The 22560-nt window shown below is 32.1% G+C and carries 22 protein-coding genes; 4 read left to right on the top strand and 18 right to left on the bottom strand.

Annotated elements, in window-relative coordinates; all coding sequences use genetic code 11:
• Window positions 1–8: 8 nt before the first annotated feature.
• The 6 genes from ROY99_08375 to ROY99_08350 all read right to left on the bottom strand — a co-directional run bounded on the left by ROY99_08375 (window position 9) and on the right by ROY99_08350 (window position 6491).
• Complete coding sequence (locus tag ROY99_08375) at window positions 9–2198, bottom strand: TonB-dependent receptor (GenBank protein MDT3696396.1); 2190 nt, start codon at window positions 2196–2198, stop codon at window positions 9–11.
• Complete coding sequence (locus ROY99_08370) at window positions 2195–2692, bottom strand: hypothetical protein (protein MDT3696395.1); 498 nt, start codon at window positions 2690–2692, stop codon at window positions 2195–2197. The genes ROY99_08375 and ROY99_08370 overlap by 4 nt, the downstream gene beginning before the upstream one ends.
• 69 nt (window positions 2693–2761) lie before the next feature.
• A complete protein-coding gene (locus ROY99_08365) occupies window positions 2762–2959 on the bottom strand; it encodes a hypothetical protein (protein ID MDT3696394.1) in 198 nt (65 codons plus the stop codon).
• Between the two features lie 8 nt (window positions 2960–2967).
• Window positions 2968–3498 (bottom strand): hypothetical protein, encoded by a 531-nt coding sequence (locus ROY99_08360; protein ID MDT3696393.1) that lies wholly within the window; start codon window positions 3496–3498, stop codon window positions 2968–2970.
• Window positions 3488–4486 carry a DUF1028 domain-containing protein gene (locus ROY99_08355; protein MDT3696392.1) on the bottom strand — a complete coding sequence of 333 codons (999 nt, stop codon included), beginning with the start codon at window positions 4484–4486 and terminating at the stop codon, window positions 3488–3490. The genes ROY99_08360 and ROY99_08355 overlap by 11 nt, the downstream gene beginning before the upstream one ends.
• A 133-nt stretch (window positions 4487–4619) precedes the next feature.
• Window positions 4620–6491, bottom strand: coding sequence for a CocE/NonD family hydrolase (locus tag ROY99_08350; GenBank protein MDT3696391.1), 1872 nt, complete (start codon window positions 6489–6491; stop codon window positions 4620–4622).
• Between the two features lie 234 nt (window positions 6492–6725).
• Between ROY99_08350 and ROY99_08345 the strand changes: the two genes are divergently transcribed.
• Window positions 6726–7472 carry a sulfite exporter TauE/SafE family protein gene (locus ROY99_08345; GenBank protein ID MDT3696390.1) on the top strand — a complete coding sequence of 249 codons (747 nt, stop codon included), beginning with the start codon at window positions 6726–6728 and terminating at the stop codon, window positions 7470–7472.
• A gap of 250 nt (window positions 7473–7722) precedes the next feature.
• Window positions 7723–8550 carry an aldo/keto reductase gene (locus ROY99_08340; GenBank protein MDT3696389.1) on the top strand — a complete coding sequence of 276 codons (828 nt, stop codon included), beginning with the start codon at window positions 7723–7725 and terminating at the stop codon, window positions 8548–8550.
• A gap of 85 nt (window positions 8551–8635) precedes the next feature.
• Here ROY99_08340 and uvrA read toward each other — a convergent pair whose 3' ends face one another.
• Entirely contained in the window at window positions 8636–11461 is a 2826-nt protein-coding gene (gene uvrA / locus ROY99_08335; GenBank protein MDT3696388.1) for an excinuclease ABC subunit UvrA, read from the bottom strand.
• 105 nt (window positions 11462–11566) lie between these two features.
• On the opposite strand from uvrA, the gene ROY99_08330 reads away from it, so the two are divergent.
• Both ROY99_08330 and ROY99_08325 read left to right on the top strand, forming a co-directional pair.
• Window positions 11567–12193, top strand: a complete 627-nt coding sequence (locus ROY99_08330) for a YigZ family protein (GenBank protein MDT3696387.1) — start codon at window positions 11567–11569, stop codon at window positions 12191–12193.
• 83 nt (window positions 12194–12276) lie between these two features.
• A complete protein-coding gene (locus ROY99_08325; protein ID MDT3696386.1) occupies window positions 12277–12723 on the top strand; it encodes a MarR family transcriptional regulator in 447 nt (148 codons plus the stop codon).
• Here ROY99_08325 and ROY99_08320 read toward each other — a convergent pair.
• The 11 genes from ROY99_08320 to folB all read right to left on the bottom strand — a co-directional run bounded on the left by ROY99_08320 (window position 12713) and on the right by folB (window position 22431).
• Complete coding sequence (locus tag ROY99_08320) at window positions 12713–13153, bottom strand: hypothetical protein (protein MDT3696385.1); 441 nt, start codon at window positions 13151–13153, stop codon at window positions 12713–12715. The genes ROY99_08325 and ROY99_08320 overlap by 11 nt on opposite strands.
• Window positions 13150–13791: an O-methyltransferase gene (locus ROY99_08315; GenBank protein ID MDT3696384.1), complete on the bottom strand. Its 642-nt coding sequence runs from the start codon at window positions 13789–13791 to the stop codon at window positions 13150–13152. The genes ROY99_08320 and ROY99_08315 overlap by 4 nt, the downstream gene beginning before the upstream one ends.
• 70 nt (window positions 13792–13861) lie before the next feature.
• Window positions 13862–15841 (bottom strand): S8 family serine peptidase, encoded by a 1980-nt coding sequence (locus ROY99_08310; GenBank protein MDT3696383.1) that lies wholly within the window; start codon window positions 15839–15841, stop codon window positions 13862–13864.
• Between the two features lie 61 nt (window positions 15842–15902).
• Window positions 15903–16745, bottom strand: coding sequence for a signal peptidase I (gene lepB, locus ROY99_08305; GenBank protein ID MDT3696382.1), 843 nt, complete (start codon window positions 16743–16745; stop codon window positions 15903–15905).
• Window positions 16746–16765: 20 nt separating this feature from the next.
• Complete coding sequence (gene lepA / locus ROY99_08300) at window positions 16766–18556, bottom strand: translation elongation factor 4 (GenBank protein ID MDT3696381.1); 1791 nt, start codon at window positions 18554–18556, stop codon at window positions 16766–16768.
• 79 nt (window positions 18557–18635) lie between these two features.
• A complete protein-coding gene (locus ROY99_08295) occupies window positions 18636–19580 on the bottom strand; it encodes a Ppx/GppA phosphatase family protein (protein ID MDT3696380.1) in 945 nt (314 codons plus the stop codon).
• The gene (locus ROY99_08290; GenBank protein ID MDT3696379.1) at window positions 19573–20667 is read right to left on the bottom strand and encodes a glycosyltransferase family 9 protein; all 1095 of its coding nucleotides are present in this window, start codon (window positions 20665–20667) and stop codon (window positions 19573–19575) included. Before ROY99_08290 ends, ROY99_08295 begins: the two co-directional genes overlap by 8 nt.
• Window positions 20668–20673: 6 nt before the next feature.
• Window positions 20674–20868, bottom strand: coding sequence for a hypothetical protein (locus ROY99_08285; protein ID MDT3696378.1), 195 nt, complete (start codon window positions 20866–20868; stop codon window positions 20674–20676).
• 3 nt (window positions 20869–20871) lie between these two features.
• A complete protein-coding gene (locus ROY99_08280) occupies window positions 20872–21531 on the bottom strand; it encodes a deoxynucleoside kinase (GenBank protein ID MDT3696377.1) in 660 nt (219 codons plus the stop codon).
• On the bottom strand, window positions 21518–22054 hold the full coding sequence (gene folK, locus ROY99_08275) for a 2-amino-4-hydroxy-6-hydroxymethyldihydropteridine diphosphokinase (protein ID MDT3696376.1): 537 nt from the start codon (window positions 22052–22054) through the stop codon (window positions 21518–21520). Before folK ends, ROY99_08280 begins: the two co-directional genes overlap by 14 nt.
• Complete coding sequence (gene folB, locus ROY99_08270) at window positions 22054–22431, bottom strand: dihydroneopterin aldolase (protein MDT3696375.1); 378 nt, start codon at window positions 22429–22431, stop codon at window positions 22054–22056. Before folB ends, folK begins: the two co-directional genes overlap by 1 nt.
• Window positions 22432–22560 lie beyond the last annotated feature (129 nt).

Raw genomic sequence — 22560 nt, 5'->3', positions numbered from 1 at the left:
AGTTGAGCTTAAAATGCAAAATTAAAACCTAGAGAAAAATTTCTGATCGGTCTGAGATTGCCGATAAGTTCTACATAATTGTAATTGAAAATATTTTTAACGTTCAGATATATATTTAATGGGAAGCCTGTTGACAAAAAGTTATATCCAAATTTTAAATCTGTTGTATAAACAGGTACGCGTAATTCGCCATCAACTATAATTCCCAGATCAATAAGTTCTTCATCTATCTCTTCAACTTTGCTGGAATATCTGAAGTTAATTTCAGCTTCAAAATTCCATTTTCTAAAATCAATAGTAGAATAAAAAATATGCCGTGGACGGTAACGCAATGCTAATCCTGTTTCAAGATCTCTTGCCCATAAATATGTATAATTAAATATTAGTGTAAGCTGATCCGGAAGAATGCTGACTGATGCACTCGCTTCAAAGCCCTGTATTCTCGCTCTTACAAGATTAGTAAATACAACTTTTCCGTCCGTGGGATCAATACCCGGCTCAATCATATCGTAATACTCATTGTAAAAAGCAGCAATGTCTAAACTAAGCTGATTAAATGGAGAATAATTCAGTCCGGATTCGATTGTCATATTATGTTCAGATTTTATATTAGGATTTGGCTTAATAGTTATTCCGCTGGTTGAAATTGAAGTGAAAGCTTCTGAAAGAGCCGGTGCTCTGAATCCTATTCCGAGTGATGATCTTAAAACTAAATTATTAAATATCTTGTAATTAAAACCAAGTTTTGGAGATACAGAACCGGATGCTTTCAGTGAATCAAGTCTGCTGTAATCATATCTTATCCCAATACTGGTTATAAGAGGGAATGAAAAACTAATATCTGCAACAGTATAGATTCCAAAACCGACTGCTTCAGGATTTCCAAAAAGGCTCGAATTAACTTTCGAGTAATTACCTTCTACACCGCCCGTCAGTACTATAGAACTGGTAATGTTTGTGTTTAATTGTACTTCTCCTCTGTACAAGTTTGAAGCTGATTCATTTGGAGTAATTTCATTGTCTTTAAAATAATTCCGGTAGTAGCTTGTTTTAATATTGAGCAGATATTTATCATTGATTAGATTTTTGAACATCAAACCAAATAAATAACGGTTAGTTTCAATTCTGTCATTCATGTTTTTTTCAGGCACAACTAAAGCATTTCTTGAGTCTTTCCAATAAAGGAATTGACCAGCACGTTTATTAAAAGTGTTCGCAAGAAAAGTTACTGATGCAGCAGGCGAAAAATTATAAACTGTCTTAATAAAACCGATATACTTTTTAAAATCATCATCCTTTCTGTAGCTTGATTCTTCAAGGCGAGTAAATGATACATTGAAACCAAGATTTCCGATTGTATTTGAATGAGAAAGAGTTAATCCGTTAAATGGTCTTCGTTTTCCAGACCAATTCCATTCAGAGTAATAAGGTTTATCGAAAAATCCATAAAATCCATTTAAAATAGTTAATGGTTTTTCGGATATATCTCTTGTTAAACAATTTACGACCCCACCAATTGCTGAAGAGCCGTATAATGAACTGGCAGCACCTTTAATAATTTCCACTCTTTTAATTTCCAGAACCGGAATCATTTCCCAAACAATCTCACCTGTATCGCCTGTATAAAAAGGCAATCCATCAATAGCAAGCAATGCTCTCGACCCTGTACCTCTGCTGTATCCGCTTGAACCTCTTATACTGATCTGATCTTCAGTCATTGTTACACCAGGTACAAAACGCACAGCATCTGCAAGATTGCTAAAATTTCTTTCAATAAATTCTTTGCCTGATATTACTTCTGCACTTACAGGCAGCTCCGATTTTTTCTGTTCATACTTTCCTGCTGTTACCAGAACTTCTTCTGAAAGTATAACCGATTCCTTCAATTCTATATTTAAAATAATTGATTGGTTCTGAATAGTTACATTCTCTTTAATGAATTTTTGATACCCAATTGCTGAAAATTCTATTGTATAAATACCAGTCTTCAAATCTGATATTCTATAATTACCATTATGATCAGAGGCTGCACCAATATTTGTATTTAAGATAACTACATTAACTCCCTGAATTGGTTTTAATTTTAAATCAGTAATAGTTCCGCTGATACTGTACGTCTGGGCAATTAATATATTTGAATTTATTGACAAGATAAGGACAGTTAAAACAGAAAGAATTTTTATAAAATCCTTTTTCAATTTCCACCTGGTGGTTGTGGAGGCGGATTCTTAAAGTCAACATTGATATTAATATTTTTAACGAATGTACTATCCGGAATAATCAGTACACCTGGTGTAGTTGTATCATTATCTGTATAGTAAACTCCTGAAACAAACCAGTCTTTACGTGCAAGTGATAGATTTTCAGTTGATTGCTGAACTACTGCCACATAAAAATATGAGCCGGCTGAGAACAAACCCGGAGTTGCAGGTATATAGGCAGAATCAAGAGAACTAAACTTATGAGTCTGAATACCAAGTGGAATTTCTTTACTCAAAAATTTGAGATTTAGGATTGTAAAATCACTGTCAGATTTTAATGGATTTTTAAAGACTACCAGAAATGATCTCTTTACACTATCAGGCCACTCACTGATAAATCTAATTGTTCCACTAAAACCTGGAGGTGATTTTAATACTGGTTTCGGTTCAATTCCATAATTACTGCAAGCAGCAGTTAGCAAAACCAGCAACAGAATACAACATTTTATCTTAAAGTATTTTACATTTTTAATAAAACACATAAGACAATTTTAATTTAGTTAATCGTTATGCTGAGCAGGGGGAATCTTTTCAGCACCTTTTAATTTCCCGATCAGTTGTTCGGGATGATGAATTAACAACGGAAGACAATATGAACAGATATATGTCTGTTTAGCTGAATAGTTTAGCGAAATAAGCGGAATCTCATTTTCAGTTCTGTTACAACTAAGACAATTTTTAATAATTTGGTTTTCCATTTTTTAACCTATTTAATTTGTTGATTTGAGATATATTCGGTTTTAAATAATTTCCAAGCCCCTTTTTCTTTCTTCATATGATGAATGCCGGTTATTCTTGTTGGCGGAAATCCATCTCCTTTAATAGCACGAGTGGTTTGCTTATAATAAACCTTTGCTTCATCACCATTTACTTCGAGTATTTTTGCTTGTTCAAGATCGAACTTCATATCATAATTTGCAAATATAAAATCCATTCCCTGAATGGTTGAATTAATCTGTGGTGAATCTTTGTGCATTGTTTTGATAACCCGTTTTTTATCTTCTGCTTCAGTAGCTGCTATATTTTCTTTAATAACTGCAATAATCTCCTCAGCATCCTTAGAATCCACAACAGGCTCATTTTGATTTTGAGTTAAAGATTGTTCTGGCTTTGGCGGCAGAATAAATTTATCTTTTTGAACCTGACCAGGCTCATTTTTTTGTTCCTCAGTACTACAGCCAAAAAATACAACTATTATTAGTAAACAGAATTTTATGAATTTTATTTTAATGCTCATTAACTGACAATATTTTTTTAAGATTTTCGTTAGTTACATTTAATAGACCGTTTGGTACCAGTCTTGGAGTAAGAATTTTCCAGTTTTTATCAGCAGAAAATATCTCCTTAAACATTGGTAAAGATTTATCAATCTCGCCGTTATTTACAAAGGCAACTGCAGTCCAGAATTTCATTTCAAGATTATCTGGAAACATCTGCATTGCTGCATTGTATTCCTGCATTGCAAGTTTAATATCATTTTTTTCAACAGCAAGATCACCATTATTCATATGCTCATAGGCACGATAAACAGTCAGCAGTCTTTTTATTTCTTTAACAGGTTCCGGATGATCTTCCACTCGTAAATCAATTAATCTATCTTCCCATACATTTCCAGTTGCATTGCCTTTTACAACAAGCAAACAAGCTGATTGTTTACCTCTAATATCGCCGCCTTCGTTCTGAGCAGCTTCTAATGCGGCAACCAATCTTTCAGCTAATGGGCCGTTTGTATTTTCAAAAGCTTTTGACATTGCATCCCAAACTGTATTATTCAGCATCATATTTGCCTGAACAGAATATCCATTGCCAATATAATGTCCTGCTTCAGAAATACATTTTGATCCTGTAAAAGCAAATGAATTACCTTTGGCATCAACGATTGCAAGCTGCCTTAATTCACTGCCATCATCTGTTGATATTAATAATTCAACTGCTTCCTGAGCAGTCATACCTTTTTTTAACAAATCTAATCCTCTCGGACCGAATGAGGGATTTACAAATGATTGAGTTGCAACAACACCAACTCCTGCTTCTCCCCAAGCAACAATAGAACCAACTGAAAACCAGTGTGATTGAACTGCAACACCCATTTCACCAGTTTGCGGATCGCGTGCAACAATTGAGTAAGTGTGAGCTAATGGTTCTGAATTATAAAATGCTTGTGCAAATGACAGAGTACTGAATAAAGAAAAAAATAAATAACTACTGATAATAATATTTTTCAAAATGCTACCTCATAAATTTATTGATATCACACTTCGACTTCTCTAAGAGTGATAAACTGTGATTAATTTATTTATAAAATCATCCTAAGCAGATGCGCAGAATGACTGATATTAAAAATAATTGCAACAAAATTTAATTTAATATCCTAAACACAATATTACTTGGATGATCTTTACTGTGATAAATTTTAATGTTTGCTTTTATAAATTTATCCTTATCAGCACTGTAAATATCACAAAAAGTATTTGGATTTACATCAAAGAATGGGAAATAAGATGATGAAACCTGAATCATAATTTTGTGTCCTGTTTTGAAAGTATGAAAAGCATCATTAAGATTTATTTTTACTTCAGTTACTTTATCTGGTGTAAACGGTTCAGGATGTTCATAGCTATTTCTGAATTTACCGCGCATAATCTCTGTTCTGACTAATCGTTCGTAACCGCCCATTTTGACAAAAGCAGGATTTGGTTTTGGATCTTTTGCACTGTCAGGATAAACATCAATTATTTTGACTACAAAATCTGCATCTGTTCCAGTCGTTGAGACGAATAAATCAGCAATAATTTGTCCTGCAATTGTTACATCTTTTTTTAATGGTTCAGTTGTAAAAGTTAAAACATCAGGTCTTGTTGAAGCATATCTTTGATCTTCAATTAAGTGCAGACGGTTATAAAACTCTTTTGAATCCTGAAATTTTGCTGTATATGGTACAGGGTTAAACGGATCACTTAAATATTCTGAAAACGAAAGCGGGTTAGCAGAGATCTTATCGCTCAATTTTTCTTTATCATGAAAATAATATGTAATCTCAGTACTTTCGCTTGGCGGCCAGATTTCAAAATTGTTCCATTCATTTTTTCCGGTATTAAAAACATAGGCATCATTCAGGTTTAAAGCGGATTCTCCTTTAAGATAGTGCTTAAAGAACGGCAAAAGAATTTCGTTGCGATAATAGTCAGCCGTATTCCCGTCAAAAGAAAAATCACCGAGTGAATCTCCTTTTGCCCAGATCCAGGATCCGTGAGTCCAGGGACCCATTACCAATCTTGAATTATTTGATTTATCATTTTCTTCAATAGTTTTATAAATATGAAGTGCACCATATAAATCCTCAGCATCATACCATCCACCAACCAATAATATTGCCGGTTTTATATTTTTTAAGTGCTGCAGATTGCTTCTTGATTTCCAATAGTAATCATAAGTCCCGTGAGTCATCATTGTATCCCAAAAAGGAATTTTATTTTTCAGAATTTCTTCATTCAATTTTTTTATCGGAGTATGATTTATGAAAAAATTATATGCATCAGGCGAATCATATTCTGGTGCCGGCGGATATTTTGTTAAAGGTTCAGGTCTTGGACTTCCAAAATATTTAAAAAAGTTAAATGACATTAGAACAGAAAAAGCACCGTTATGGTGCATATCATCACCTACAAACCAATCAGAAATAGGAGCTTGGGGAGAAGCACATATTAAGTTTGGATGTGCATCAATACAGCCCATTATTGTGTAAAATCCGGGATAGGAATTACCCCACATACCAACTTTTTTATTATTGTTTTCAATATTACTGATAAGCCATTCAATTGTATCATAAGTATCACTACTCTCATCAATCTGATTATCATTTTTATTTGGAATATGTGGACGCATATTATCAAAATCACCTTCGGACATATATCTGCCGCGAACATCCTGCACAACAAAAATAAATCCTTCTTGTAAGAATTTAATTGATGGTCCTAAAAATCCGGTAAATTTATCTTCGCCGTAAGGATTAGATGAATACGGAGTTCTCATCATTATTATTGGATATTGTTTTGATTTATCTTTAGGTGAATAAACTGCAGTAAAAAGTTTTACTCCATCACGCATCTCAATCATATATTCTTTTTTATCGTAATTATCTTTCACATAATCCTGCTGGGATTGTGTGCAATTTGAGAATGATACTAATAACAAAATAATTGAAAAAGATGTGAGAATTTTTGAGTTCATAGCCAATCCAAATAAATAATTAATTCATAAATATTAAAAGTCAACTTGTCAGTATGAGTTTATCTTAGATGACATTTGTTTAGGTTATATCACACTTCTACATACTTAGTGCTACAAAAGAATTTAAATCCAAAATAAACTTAATACATGTATTAAAATGATTTAACTAAAATTCTTTTCCTGATTAAAATAAATTATTTTTACTTTAGTTAAAAAAGATTTTACAGGAAAGGTTTGCCCGATTTACTTGGAATATTGATTTTATTTTCTGTGGGCAGTATAGCAGCATTTATAAATGTTAATGCAGGCGGCGGCTCATCCCTAACTTTACCTGTCTTGATTTTTCTGGGTCTTGATCCATCAGTTGCAAATGGAACAAATCGAGTTGCACTTCTTTTCCAAAACGCCTCAGCGGTTTATGCTTTCAAAAAAGAGAAGTTTTATGAGCTCAAAAATAGCATAATTCTTTCTGCCCTTACTTTACCAGGAGCAATATTCGGTGCAGTTACTGCAGTTAATATAAGTGATGAATTATTCGAAAAGATTCTTGGTGTTATAATGATTTTCATTATCATTACAATGCTTCTGCCGAAAAAGAAAACAGAAAAATCTTCTATTGATTTTACTATCGATTGGAAAATTGTTATCGCAATGATTATTGTTGGATTCTATGGTGCATTTCTTCAAGTTGGAGTTGGTTTTTTATTAATGGCTTCGTTTCAGTACTTGATGAAACTAGATCTGATAAGAGTTAATATGCACAAAGTTTTTGTAGTCTTCGTATTTACACTTCCTGCACTATTAGTTTTTATTTTAACAGATAATATTAATTGGTTTTACGGATTAACACTTTCAGCTGGCAATGCTTTTGGCGGATGGTGGGGTGCAAAACTTTCTGTTAAGAAAGGTGAAAAACTTATTAAGTTCGTTTTGATCGCGGCAATTTTAATTATGGCACTTAAACTTTTAAATGTTTATTAATTTTAACTTGTTTTATATAGGAATTAATAATTTTGGTTATTGTAAACTCATCCTAAATCCCTCTTTTAAGAGGCTGTGAGAAAATACAATTTGTTAGAGTAGCCGCAACCTTCAGGTTGCGTTTACAACTTAATATCGCAGGCTGAAGCCTGCGGCTACAACATTATTTTTATTTTTAGCTCAATCTTTTTAAGAGAAGGGCTGGATATGAGTTCAAATTTATTTAATAAGAATTTTTAACAGAGGAATTATGAAAAGAGATATTAACTACAAAATTAAAATGAATAACGGAGTTGAAATTCCACAACTTGGTCTTGGAGTTTATCTTACTAAATCTGGCAGCGTATGTATTAACGCGATACTCTGGGCATTAGAAGCAGGTTACAGACATATTGATACTGCTAAGTTTTATAAAAACGAAAGAGATGTTGGTGAAGCTATTAGAAACTCAGGGATAAAACGAGAAGAAGTTTTTGTTACAACAAAACTATGGAATGATGATCAAGGTTATGAGTCTACACTTAAAGCTTTTGATAAAAGTCTGAAGGAACTAAATCTAGGTTACATTGATTGTTATTTGATTCATTGGCCTGTTCAGGAAAAAAGAAAAGACAGTTGGAAAGCATTGGAAAAAATTTATGAATCTGGCTACTGCAAATCAATCGGAGTAAGTAATTATATGATTCCCCATCTTGAAGAGTTATTTACTTATGCCAATACAATTCCTGTTATGAATCAGGTAGAATTTAATCCTTATAACTATCAAAAAGATTTACTTGAGGTATGCAATAAAAACAAAATTATTTTGGAAGCTTATGCTCCTTTAACGCGAGCAAAAAAGCTAAATGATAAGAATATTTTACCTATCACTGATAAACACAAAAAATCAAATGCACAGGTTTTAATACGCTGGGCAATACAACACGAACTGGTTGTTATTCCTAAATCTGTTCATAAGGAAAGAATAATTGAAAATGCCAGTGTGTATGATTTTACTTTGGATGAATCTGATATGGAAATTCTGGATAATATGGATGAGGGTTTCAGAAGTTCATGGGATCCGACAAAGATTGATTGATTTTATGTTTGTCATTGCGAGGAGTTATCAACAAAGCAATCTTTCAGATTGCTTTTTCCTACAGTTGGGATAGCGATGATAAATGCTACTTTCCCAATTCTTTAACCAAAAATTTTCCGGTTAAACTTTTCTTGTTTTTAATTATTTGTTCTGGTGTTCCTTCAGCAATAATTTCGCCACCAAATTCACCGCCGCCAGGACCAAGATCAATAATCCAGTCTGCAGTTTTAATTACATCCAGATTATGCTCAACTACTACAACTGTATTTTCTTTTTCAACAAGTTTATTCAATACACCTAACAAAATCTTGACATCTTCAAAATGTAAACCCGTTGTTGGTTCATCAAGAATGTAAATTGTTTTTCCTGTGCTTACTTTACTCAGCTCAGTAGCAAGCTTAACCCGCTGTGCTTCACCGCCTGAAAGTGTTGTTGCCTGCTGCCCAAGTTTAATATAACCAAGTCCTACATCATGAATTGCTTTTATCTTTCTGTAAATTCTCGGCAGATCTTTAAAAAATTCCAAAGCTTCATCAATACGCATTTCGAGAACATCAGAAATTGATTTTGTTTTATACAAAACCTGCAAAGTTTCTCTGTTATATCTTTTTCCCTGGCAAACATCGCAAAGTACATAAACATCAGGAAGAAAATTCATTTCAATCTTTTTTAATCCATCACCGCCGCATTCTTCACATCTTCCGCCTACTACGTTAAAACTAAATCTTCCTGTAGCATAACCCCGCATTTTTGATTCAGGCAGCTGTGCAAAAAGATCCCGGATATAAGTAAATAAACCAGTATAAGTTGCAGGATTAGATCTTGGTGTTCTGCCAATCGGTGATTGATCAATTTCTATTACTTTGTCTATATGTTCCAGCCCTTCAACTGATTTGTATGGCAAAGGTACAAGTTTGGAATTGTAAATTTTCTTCATCAGAATCTTTACAAGTGTTTCATTAACTAATGTTGATTTGCCGGAGCCGCTTACTCCTGTTATCAGTGTAAGTGTTCCAAGTGGGATTTTTAGATTAACATTTTTAAGATTGTTACCATTTGCACCTTTTAAGATCAGCGATTTTCCAATTCCTTTTCTCCTTTTTACCGGAATCTCAATTTGCATTTTATCAGTTAGATAAGAAAGTGTTAATGAATCAAATCCATTTTTTCTTTTAATCAGCTCCGATGTTTTGCCAGCAATACAAACTTCTCCGCCCTGCACACCGGCAGCCGGACCAAGATCAATCATATAATCAGAACTATCAATTGTCTCTCTGTCGTGCTCAACCACAATTACAGTATTACCAAGATCCCTGAGATTTTTTAGTGAGTTTATTAATTTAATATTATCGCTTTGATGTAAACCTATTGATGGTTCATCAAGCACATATAGTACTCCTGCAAGTTGAGAACCAATTTGTGTTGCCAGCCTTATCCTTTGTGATTCTCCTCCGGATAAGGTTCTTGCGGAACGGTCAAGAGTTAAATAATCCAATCCAACATTCAATAAAAATCCCAACCGCTCAATAATTTCTTTTAAAATCGGTTTTGCAATAATTGCTTCTTTACCTTTTAACTTAAGAGTACTAAAAAACTCTGCAGCACGATTTATTGAAAGCTTAGTAACCTCACTGATATTTTTGCCCTGAAATTTTACTGACAAAGATTCTTTTTTTAATCTTCCACCATTACAAGTTTGGCAGGCTGCAGAAGTCATATAAGCCTCAACCCAATCACGAATATGATTTGAGGTTGTGGTTGAATAATAATTATTAAGATAACTCATTACTCCGGAAAATCTATGCAGATATGTTACAGGTTTTCCTTTACCATAATTGTAAGTAAAAGAGATTTTTTCTGGACTTCCGTTTAATAATAAATCCTTTTGTTCTGCTGTCAGATTTTTAAGCGGAGTATCGAAATCAAAACCAAACTTTTTTCCAACAGCTTCTAACTGATTAAAGAACCAAATTGACCGAGGCTTTCCAATCGGTGCAATTCCTTCTTCATTAATTGATTTATTCCAATCAGGAATTATCAGATTAATATCAAGTTGTTTTATTTCTCCAAGTCCTTCACAATCAGGGCAGGAACCATAAGGCGAATTGAATGAGAAAGAATTTGGTGCAAGCTCACGGTAAGAAATACCACAATCCAAACAGGCTAAGTGCCGGCTATAAATTTTATCTTCGCCGTTCTCATCAATAATTACAATCCCCTCTCCATAATTCAAAGCAACATCAACTGATTGAGTTAATCTGCTGCGAGATTTTTCACTGACATTAATTTTATCAACAGCTATTTCAATATTATGAATTTTATACCGGTCAACATGAAAACCCTTTTCAATTTCATGATACTCTGCATCAACTCTAACTTTCAGGAATCCATCTGAAACAATTTCTTCAAAAAGTTCGCGGTAGTGTCCTTTTCTTCCACGTACAACAGGTGCAAGTACATTAACTTTCTTGCCAGATTGATTCTGAATAATTGTATCTATTATCTGATTTGTAGTTTGCTTTGTTACGGGTTTACCGCAATTATAGCAATGCGGAACCCCGATTCTTGCATAAAGCAATCTTAGATAATCATAAATTTCTGTTACCGTTCCTACGGTTGATCTTGGATTACCTGAAGTTGATTTCTGCTCGATTGAAATTGCAGGACTTAAACCTTCAATCAAATCTACTTCAGGTTTTTCCAGCATATCTAAAAACTGACGAGCATAAGCAGATAATGATTCAATATATCTACGCTGACCTTCAGCATAAATAGTATCAAATGCTAAAGAAGATTTTCCGGAACCGGATAAACCAGTAATTACTGTGAACGAATCTCGTGGAATCTCAACATCTATATTTTTTAAATTGTGCTCGCGTGCACCCTTAACAATTATACTTTCTTTTTCCAAAATTTTGCTTGGCAATAATAAGAAATAAATTTTCAAACAGTTATTTTAGGAATAGTGATATTGATAAACAAATATTTTTAGTATGGATTATTCAATCGCACATTTATGCTGCCAGAACAAATAAAAACTGTAAAAGAATACAAACAGTACTCTCTCAAAGAAAAAGGTTCGGAGTTTATAGCAATAGTTTATTCTGCTGATAATAATACCACTGCACAAAATTATCTGTCAGAAATTCGAAAAAAATACTATGATGCCACACATCACTGTTATGCTTATAAAATTAAAAACGCTGAACAGAAATATTCCGATGATGGAGAGCCAAATGGTACAGCCGGAATCAGGATCTTAAATGCAATTGAACATTTCGATTTAACCGATGTATTGTTGATTGTAGTGAGATATTTCGGCGGAACCAAGCTTGGGGTAGGCCCGCTGGGTAAAGCTTATTATAACGCATCTATCAGCGTTTTGGAGCAGTCAGAAATCATACAGAAAATACTGTATGAAGAAGTTGAGATTGAAGTGGAATTTAGTTTTGTTAGTCATATTCATAGAGTTGCAAACCAGCTATCGGCAATTATTAATGAAACACAATTTACTGATAAAGCATTCTTTACCTGTTACATCAAACCAAAGAATATTAATAAATTTATTTCAGAGCTAACAAATCTTACTAACGGACAAATCTCAATACAAAGAAAAATACTATTCAGATATTTAGTTAAATAAATTTAATATACACTTGATTAAATTGTTATTCTTATCGATATTTGTCATAGACAATAGTTTATCTTACAATAACCGGAATTAAAATGGATATAAATCAAAACGCAGAAAGTTTAGCTAATTTAACTTTTGTCTTATTAGCTAACTGCCAGGAAAAAGAAGCTCGTCTTGCTGAAATTCATAATCTTACACAAGCTGAATTCAGATGTTTAAGATTATTCGGATCAGACGAAAGTATAAACAATAAAGCTATTGCTGAAAGGATGAATTTAAGTCCAAGCAGATTAACCAGAATCATCGATGGCTTAGTTCAAAAAGAATATATCATCAGGGAAATTGACCCTAACGACAGAAGAAATATGAGAGTTTCTTTATCAAAGAAGGGACAGCTTCTTGTTCAGCAGTTAAACAAGGCTTATATAGATATTCATAAAGATATACTGCAGGATATTGACGAAGAACAGCATCAACCGCTTATTACTGCAATGACTTACTTTTTATCTGCTTTGGAAAAGTGGATTGCTAAATCGTAGTATGATTTGTTCTTTTTAGAAAGTTCAAATATTTTTTAATAAGATCAAGGTCTTCGACAAGCTGTTTTATGTTATGAAATGAATCTTTTGTATTACTCAGATAATCCTTTTCTATTGCCGTTTTATTCTTATCAGTCATAGATAAAGTAATTTCTTTTATAAGAGAAGTTACTTTTTCTATATTATTATTTAAATCTCTTTTAACCAGTTCAAGATTTTGAAAATTCGCAATGCTTCCAGCTGTCTGCAATACATTGAATAATCCATTTATATATTTTCCGGTAAAAACAAAATCCTTAAACTCTTTTACATCCTGATTGATAAAATAGTTTTCCAACAGTAAAGTTATATCATTTTTTCTAAAGAGCTTTTTATCAGAAAAGAGTTCTACTTCATCCAAAAATTCTTTAGTGATAATTATTTCTTTCATTTTTTAATTCCGAAACCTAAGCCATCACCAACCGGCAGAATCATTGAATCAAGGTTTTGCTGAAGAATAAATATTTTGTTGAAATCTCTTATATGTCTTGTTGAGGTTTTATATTTAGCAGGTACATTTGATGAAGCTGTATAACCATGCCATAAAACATTATCAACAATAATTATCCCTCCCTTTTTTAATAACAGCATAGAATAATCAAACAATCTTTTATAATCATGTTTATCAGCATCAAGAAAAATAAAATCAAATTTTTTATCCATCTGCGGTAAAACACTTAATGCATCACCATAGATAAGTTTTATCTTTTTACTTTCACCTGATCTGTTAATATACTTTGAAGCCAGTTCAACATTATCACTGCTTTTTTCAATAGTAAACATTGAAGATGATCTGGCAAGGCAACGGGCAATTCTTATTGTTGAATAACCAATTGCTGTACCAATTTCCAGTACTCGTTTAGGCTTACTGATAAGAATTAATTTTTCAATAAACTCAATTGCATGCCATTCAATAATTGGAATCGAATTCTCTTCGGCAAATTCTTCCATCTCAAGAATTAGTTTATCTTCCTGTTTTCTGTATGATTCCAGATATTTTTTTTGAGCAGGAAAAAGAATATTCTTCATTACATATCCCTTAAAAAATTATTTTTAATCTTAGTAACAAGATAAAATTATTAGATTAGTAATTTAAATCTTACTTTAACAGCACTAATTTTTTACCATATTCTTTACCACCAAATTGAATCAGGGCATAATAAACACCACTTGCACACACATAACCTCTATCAGAATATCCATCCCATTCAAATAAATTATTGCCAGGAACTGTACTTATATTTCTTTCAATAACCTTCTGCCCAGCTCCATCAATAATTAATATTTTAAATAATTCATTCCCGTTAGAATAAAACCTGATTTGCACATTCTTATGGTCAGCAGGTAAAAACGGATTAGGGAAAAATTCACTTATTTTATTATCTGACTGATATTGTTGTGTTTCCAGATTCAGAGAAATTAATTCTGTACCATAAACATATCTATAAAAACCATTTTCCGGCTTACGATAAAAATTATTCGAACTGTCAGAATAAGTGATATAAAATTGAATAACTTCTCCATTGTTATTTTGCGGAAAAGTATAAACAAAACTGTACATATCACTTTTAGTCATTTGAATTGGTTCTAACAGATCATCTGCGATTTTGAAAACAATATTAACAGAATTTTCTCTAATCCTATCCTCAAAGATCATTTTGTGCAAAATAAACTCATTAGATTCTTTTTGCAGATTTGGAAATTCAATTGCACCTTTTGCAGTCATTATTCCATATCCAATATTATTATTTGGATTTAATGAATTTGATGATGACTCAAGAATTATATTTCTTATCTGCTCATTTTTTAGATGCGGGAAAGCTGATAGAAGCAGAGCTGCTATTCCACTTGCAATAGGTGTAGATGCAGAAGTGCCGGTGCCAAACATATAAGAGTTTACAGTATGAGCTAATGCTCCATAATCATTAACACCGCATGCAACAACTTCAGGTTTTATTCTTCCATCGTATGTTGGACCGCGACTGCTGAAAGATGCTATATTTCCAAGTTCATCAACTGCTCCAACAGAAATGATTTTATATCCATCTGCAGGTGCAGTAATATATTTCCAGGAAGTATTTCCTTCATTTCCTGCTGATGTAAAAGTAGAAACACCGCGAAGATAAGCAAGATTAACAGCTTTAGTTACAATTGTGGTTTTCCCGTCCATATCAGAATAAGAATATGAAGAATTACTATTATCAAACTCATTATAACCCAAAGAGCTGGTTGTAATATCAACTCCGAGTGACTCCATCCATATTAAAGCTGCTGCATAATTATCTTCTTCAATCTGGGTTTCACTTCTAACATCTTCTGTTTTTGCCAAAATGAAAGACGAATTAAATGCAGGACCAATCACAATACTATCAGTTGAACCAGCTAGTAAAGAAAAAACATAAGTACCGTGGCGATCTTGTGATTGAATATCACCTGGTTGATTTGCAGTTATTGAATCATTAAAAACAAAATCATATTCAGCTATTACATTTTTAGTTTTTAAAGCTTCGTGGTATTTCCAATCAAATCCTGAGTCAAGTATTCCAATCAGAACATTTTTTCCTGAAATATTTTTTGAATGGATAAAAGGAATATCCGACAAATTAACTTGTTTGTACGCTAACCCATAGTTAAAAGTAGTATCATATACTTTTGATAAAGAATTATCAATTTCAAACTCAAAATCATTTTTATAGAAAAGTTTTTTTACCGGCTCTATTGATTTTACATACGGCAGATATTTTATTTTTTCAATCTGATCAGAATTAAGATAAGCAGATACCGAATTAAACCATGAAAGTTCTCTAAGAATATTCACTCCAAGATTTTCGATTTCTGCTATATAATCGGAGTAAATTTTTAAGTCTTCAAAAGTAATATACTCATCACCCATATTCTTAATTCTTCTTTCAACAGCTTTATCAGTTAAAAGATTAAGAGCCTCCTGATAACCAACACTGTTTTTATTCAGCTGGCTGAAAGAATTCTCGGGTCCTTTGTCTTTGAAATAAATAAAATACTTATTCTGTGCTGAAATAAAAGAAGAAAGAATAATAATAATTAAAACCGGTTTGCTCATAAATTCTTATCTCAAAGTAATTTAATGAAATGATCGTATCAAGTTTTAAAACCTTCCAATGCTAGTCTATAGACTGCATTAACCGGCTAAATCTTATGGATGAGAAAAAATCACTAATTCCGGAAGTTTGCACTGGTATCTGTGACCAATAAATAAACAATGCCTTTCCAATTAACCAATCTTCAGAAACATAGCCAAAATAGCGGCTATCAATACTATTTTTTCTGTTATCACCAAGAACAAAATAATAGTCTTTATTAAATGTGTAATCTCTTACTGCAACACCGTTAACCGTTATGACAGTTCCCTCAATGCTAACGACTTTCTTACCAAATTCTGTATTAATTACATTCTGCCATTGCAAAATGTTGTTAGGATTTAATTCAACTGTCATTCCTTTTTTCGGAATTACAATAGGACCGTAATTAACAGTAGTCCACTTACTATCATAAGGAAATATCTTTGAATCAATATTTTCAATTGGCTGCTCTTCAAGATCAATTTTAATATAAGAAGGTGTTCGATATTTAATGTTGTTTACAAATAATTCTTGTTCTTTTAACTCTATTGTATCGCCAGGCAAACCAATAATTCTTTTTATCAGAATTGAATAGTCTTTAGAAGCAGGATCATAATAATTAGCTGGTATTTCAAATGCGATAACATCATTAAACTCTGGTTTTCCGGTTGCTGAGATTTTCATTCTTTGTAGCCGTTTGCCCCAAAAAGGTATTTGATGCGGTGTAGAAAAAGAATATGCTAATTTGTTTACAATGATAAAATCACCTTCAATCAAAGTATTTTTCATTGAACCTGTTGGAATTTTGAAAGCATCAACAACAAATAATTTTAGCAGCAGTGCTATAAACAAAAGAAGTACTAATATTTTTAACAGGCGTTTCATTTGATCACAATCCTGAAATTCTAATCCTCTATTTGTAAAACAGCTAAAAATGCTTCTTGCGGAATTTCAACATTGCCAACTTGCTTCATACGCTTTTTACCTTCTTTTTGTTTTTCAAGTAATTTCCTTTTACGGGATATATCTCCGCCGTAACATTTGGCAATAACATTTTTCCTAAGAGCTTTAACAATTGATTTTGAAATTACTTTTGTACCGATTGCCGCCTGAATACTTATTTCAAACATCTGCCTTGGTATCAGGTCTTTAAGTTTTGAACTGACCTTTCTGCCCCACTCAAAAGATTTACTTCGATGAACAATCATCGAAAGAGCATCAACTGGTTCACCATTTAAGAGAATATCAAGTTTTACAAGATCAGATTCACGATAGCCTATATATTCATAATCAAAAGAAGCATAACCCCGGGTAGAGGATTTAAGTTTATCATAAAAATCAAAAATTATTTCTGAAAGAGGGAACTCGAATTGAATATCTGCACGTGTGGGATCAATATAATTAGTATTTATATAAGTGCCTCGCTTATCCATTGCAAGCTTCATAATATTCCCGACATATTCGCTTGGAGTAACTATTTGCGCTTTCATATACGGTTCTTCAACTCTGTCAATGCTGCCAACAGGAGGCATTTCAGCGGGATTATCAACAGTTATTTTCTCTCCCTTTTTAGTATAAACATAATACTCAACGTTTGGTAATGTTGTAATTATTGATTGATTATATTCGCGTAATAATCGTTCCTGAACAATTTCCATATGCAGTAAACCAAGAAAGCCGCATCTAAATCCAAACCCTAATGCGGCAGATGTTTCCGGTTGATATATTAAAGCGGAATCATTTAATCTGAATTTATCCAAAGCATCACGAAGATCTTCAAAGTCGTCAGAGTCAGTTGGATATAACCCGCTGTAAACCATTGGCTTTACATCTTTATAACCCGGCAACGGCTCTGCAGCACCATTTTTTGCATGAGTAATTGTATCGCCAACCTTTGTTTCGTGAACATCTTTAATCCCTGCAATAATATATCCAACATCACCTGCTGAAAGTTCATCTGTTTTGATTTTCTTCAGACCTAAGGTGCCAATTTCTTCTGCATCAGATTCAATATGTACTTTAAAGAATTTGAGTTTATCATTTGTTTTAAGCGTACCTTCAAATATTCTAATGTAAGCAATAGCTCCCCGGTAAGAATCAAAAACAGAATCAAAAATCAAAGCCTGAAGCGGTGCATTTGGATCACCTTTTGGCGGTGGCACTCTTTCAATAACTGCTTCTAATAATTCATTTATTCCAATTTTAGACTTAGCACTTGTATGGATTATATCTTCTTTATCACAACCAATCAGTTCAATAATTTGATTAGCTACTTTATCAATTTCAGCACTTGGCAGATCGATTTTATTTATAACAGGGATAATCTCTAATCCAGCATCAATTGCAAGATAAAGATTACTAATCGTTTGAGCTTCAACTCCTTGTGCGGCGTCAACGATAAGTATAGCACCTTCACATGCTGCTAGTGAGCGCGAAACTTCATACGTAAAATCCACATGACCAGGCGTATCAATTAAATTAAGAACATATTCCTGTCCCTTAAACCGATAATGCATTTGAATTGCATGTGATTTTATAGTAATTCCACGTTCCCGTTCAAGTTCTAAATTATCTAATATCTGATCTTTTGCTTCACGGGCAGAAACAACACCGGTTTTTTCAAGTAAACAATCAGCTATTGTTGATTTACCATGATCTATGTGCGCAATAATGCAAAAATTTCTAATGTTATTCATATTCTCAGATTAAATTAAGTGCAAATATACTTAGTCAGTAAGTCTTAAAAAAGAATGTCTAAATATGTAAAAATCTATCTTAGTTCAAATTTAATGCTTTGAAAACTATACCTTCACGCAAGGCGTATTCGGATAATATCATCTTGTTTAAATCAAATAATTGAAATATTTTTTTTAGTATAATCAAACCTGCGGGAATTATATCAGCACGTTTTGATTCTAATCCAGGTACATTCATCCTTTCGTCGGGCGTTCTTAGATTCATTATAAGATTATAAATATCTTCAAATTCATCATAAGAAAATTCAAATCCATTTAATTTTTTTCTAACGGCATTACCTGATTGAATATTTTTTATCATACAAATAGTATCTACTGTTCCTGATGAACCAACAGCAATGTCAATTTTTCTGAATATCTTCATATCAATTTGTTTTTGAATATGAGCTTCAACATAATCCTCGCAAGCGCTTACAGCTGATTTTGTAATTTTATATTCAGAGAAAAAAACATTGGATAATCTTACAGCTCCAATTTTTACACTATCAGCATATTTAACTTTTCCGTTAACAGCATAAATAAATTCAGTGCTTCCGCCTCCAATATCAATTCCAAGCACATTTGAGCTGCTTAGATCAAGTGCATTCTTCATCCCAAGGAATATTAATTTTGCTTCAGATTTCCCATCAATAATTTTAATTTTTACTCTTGTTCGATTAAAAACTTCGCTGATAAATTCTTTGTTGTTTGAAGCTTCTCTTACAGCACTTGTAGCAATAGCAAAAATCCTTGCTTTATGAAAATCTGCCAGTTGTTTAAATTTCAATAAAACATTTACTGCTGCTTCGGTATCACTTTTTGAAATAATATTCAAACCGTTTTGTTTGATATTCCCGATTCTTAAAAAAACTCTGTCGCGATCCAGTAATTTAAGTTTATTGTTATTGGTAATTTCCAGGATTATAAGATGAAAGGAATTGGTTCCGATATCTATTGCAGCAATTCTATTTTTAGTTTTATCCATCAGATTTGTTTAAAAGAAGTTTACAAATCTCAAAAACATCTTCAGTTTCAATATCATCTATTAAGTCAGATTTTCTTAAAAATATTTTGTCTTTACCATAGGGTGCCCAATTGAATGGGTTTGTTTGACCAAAAAGAGAAATTTGCGGAGTTTGTGTAGTACCTGCTACGTGCATTAACCCAGTATCATTTGTTACGTATAAATCAGAAATTGAAATAAGTGCAGCCACTTCAGGAATTGAATGATTCAAGTATTGATGAATTGTAACTTTAGATTTTTCTTTAACATAATTAAGTTCTTCTTTGTCAAACTTTGAACCGGTTATATAAAAACAACATTTATAATTTTTTTCAAGCAACTCAACAAGTTTAATATATTTGTTTAATGACCACTTATTCTGAGGTTTACCTGCACCGACATGAATACCAATCAAACGAGACTGCTTATCCATCATAATTTTATTAACAAAATTCCTTGCAGTATCAAGATCATTATCATCAAACGCTATATTACTGCTATAATCATTTGTAGTTATTCCGAAAGGTCGAACAATATCGAGAATAAAATCAGCTACATTTGAATCTGGTTCTTTCCTCCAATCAAGTTCTATTCTTTGATCAAAAAAGAATGAGCTTTCGTTTTCCTTACCATCAAGATTTTTAACACCAATTCTAATACGGCTTTTGGATATTCTTGAAATTAAATTACTTGTAAATGAAACAGAAACTGTTGAAGGTACAATAACAACATCAAACCCCTGACGTAAATATCTGATGAATTTAATAAATCTTATCGGAAGAAAAACTTTCGGCTTATCAAAAACAAAAAAACCATCTACATATTTATTTTTGATTACAGCAGCTTTGTTTACCGGACTGACTATTAAAAATAATTTTGAATCCTTATACTTTTCTTTTATTGCACGAAATAACGAAACTGATGCCAGCATATCACCAAGTTGATTATGTTGTCTTACAATCAGAACTTTTCTTACTTCACCTAAATCACAATTGTTATTTTCTTTTATTGAATAATACTTTTTGAGGAATGATAAAATTATTTTTGACAGAGCTGAACTATGAGCCATATTAAATCACTTCTTTTCCTCATCACTTGGTTTAATTTCTATATACTTAGCTTCTTCAATATCTTCAAATTTTGATTTTCGTTTTACCGGATTTGATTTAATGTTAGTATTGCTTTTAGTACTAAAAAAGTTTCTCAGCATTGTATAAATCAATCTGAATATAATATAAAACAGTAAAAAATATAAAATCAGTTTAAGCATATTCTAACCAGATAATTTTCTCTCAGGATTAAAGTACTCAATTGGTCCGCGTTCTGCTCTGAAAATCTCTCTGAATAATTCTTCAAAATCACTGTCATTATTAACAAAATCAATTTCTGATGAATTAACGATCAAGAGCGGAGTTGAATTATATCTGAAAAAAAAGTGGTTGTATGCTTCGCTCAATTCTTCAATATAATTTCTGGACAGATTTCTCTCAATACTTCTGCTGCGTTTTTTTATATTAAACATCAGTCTATCCACACTGGATTGTAAATAAACAACCAGATCAGGTTTTCTGAGATTTCTTAATAATAGTGGAAACACTGATTCATAGAGTTTTAGTTCTTCAGCCGAAAGATTTAAATAAGCAAATATTTTATCCTTATCAAAAATGTAATCGCAAATAATAAAATTACTAAACAGGTCTTCCTGATTTAACTCTTCCTGCTGTTTGAACCTGTTAATTAAAAAAAACATCTGAGTTTGAAAAGCATATCTTTTTCTGTCATTATAAAAGTTTTCAAGGAATGGATTTGCTTCAAATTGTTCAAGAATAAGTTTTGCTTCTAAACGTGCTTTTAGTTTTTTTGCAAGTGCTGTTTTTCCGGCACCAATTACACCCTCTACAGCAATATATTTGATTTCTTCAGATACAGCCAAGATTTATATTTTCCATAATAAGTTTATCAGACAATTTTTTAGTTATATATTTATTTTCAAGTTCATCAATAAAGTCTTTATATCTTTTATTATAAACCGGGTTGATAAGTCCGGGTTCAATTTCAACTAATGGAACAAGCACAAAATCACGATAAATAATACCTTTATGCGGTAAAGTTATAATTTCATCCGATAAAATTAAATCATTAAATATTAAAATATCCAGATCAATTTCCCTTGGACCCCATCTTTGTCTTTTAACTCTGCCGATTTTTTTTTCAATTTTTTTTAATTCCTTCAGCAATTCCTTTGGTTTATATTCTGTTTCTATTTTAATAACTGCGTTATAAAAATCAGATTGTTTTATTTTTCCAAATGGTAATGTTTCATAAACTGAGGATACAGATTTAACTTTTGTATTATCCAAAAGCCTTATGCACGAAACAGACCGTTGTAAATTTTCAAGACGATTACCAATATTACTGCCTAAACCAATAAATGCAATATTTAATTTTTCAGACATCAATTTTTTAGATCATCCCTGTCTTTGATAACTTCAACTTCTACACAATCAACCACACCGCCAAGGGGAGGATTATTTTTTCTGACTCTTACAGCAATCTTATCAATCTCTGAAAATTTATTTAATAGTTCATCAGCAATTTTATCAGCAACAGATTCAATTAAATAATACTTCTGCTCCAATGCAAGATGATAAAGCACTTTGTAAACTTTTTGATAGTCTATAGTTTCGTGTAATGAATCATGTTTTGCAGCATTAGCAAAATTAGTATAAATATCAACATCAGCTTCAAATTTACCACCAACACTCTGTTCTTCACTCATAACACCGTGATAACCATAAAATGCTGCTTTTTTAATGCGAATGATATTTTGCATAAGTTTCCTGAAAATTATTGAATCAAAATTACATATTTACTTTATCAGATTCTTTAATGTTTTAAGGTTACTGTTAAATTATTTAATCCAATTTTTAGCAAAGATTTAATTTTAATAAATCATAGCTAA

This window comes from Ignavibacterium sp. (assembly GCA_032027145.1).
Taxonomy (GTDB): Bacteria; Bacteroidota; Ignavibacteria; order Ignavibacteriales; family Ignavibacteriaceae; genus IGN3.
Note: the sequence above shows the minus strand (reverse complement) of the source record. Positions and strands in the feature narration are given on the sequence as shown.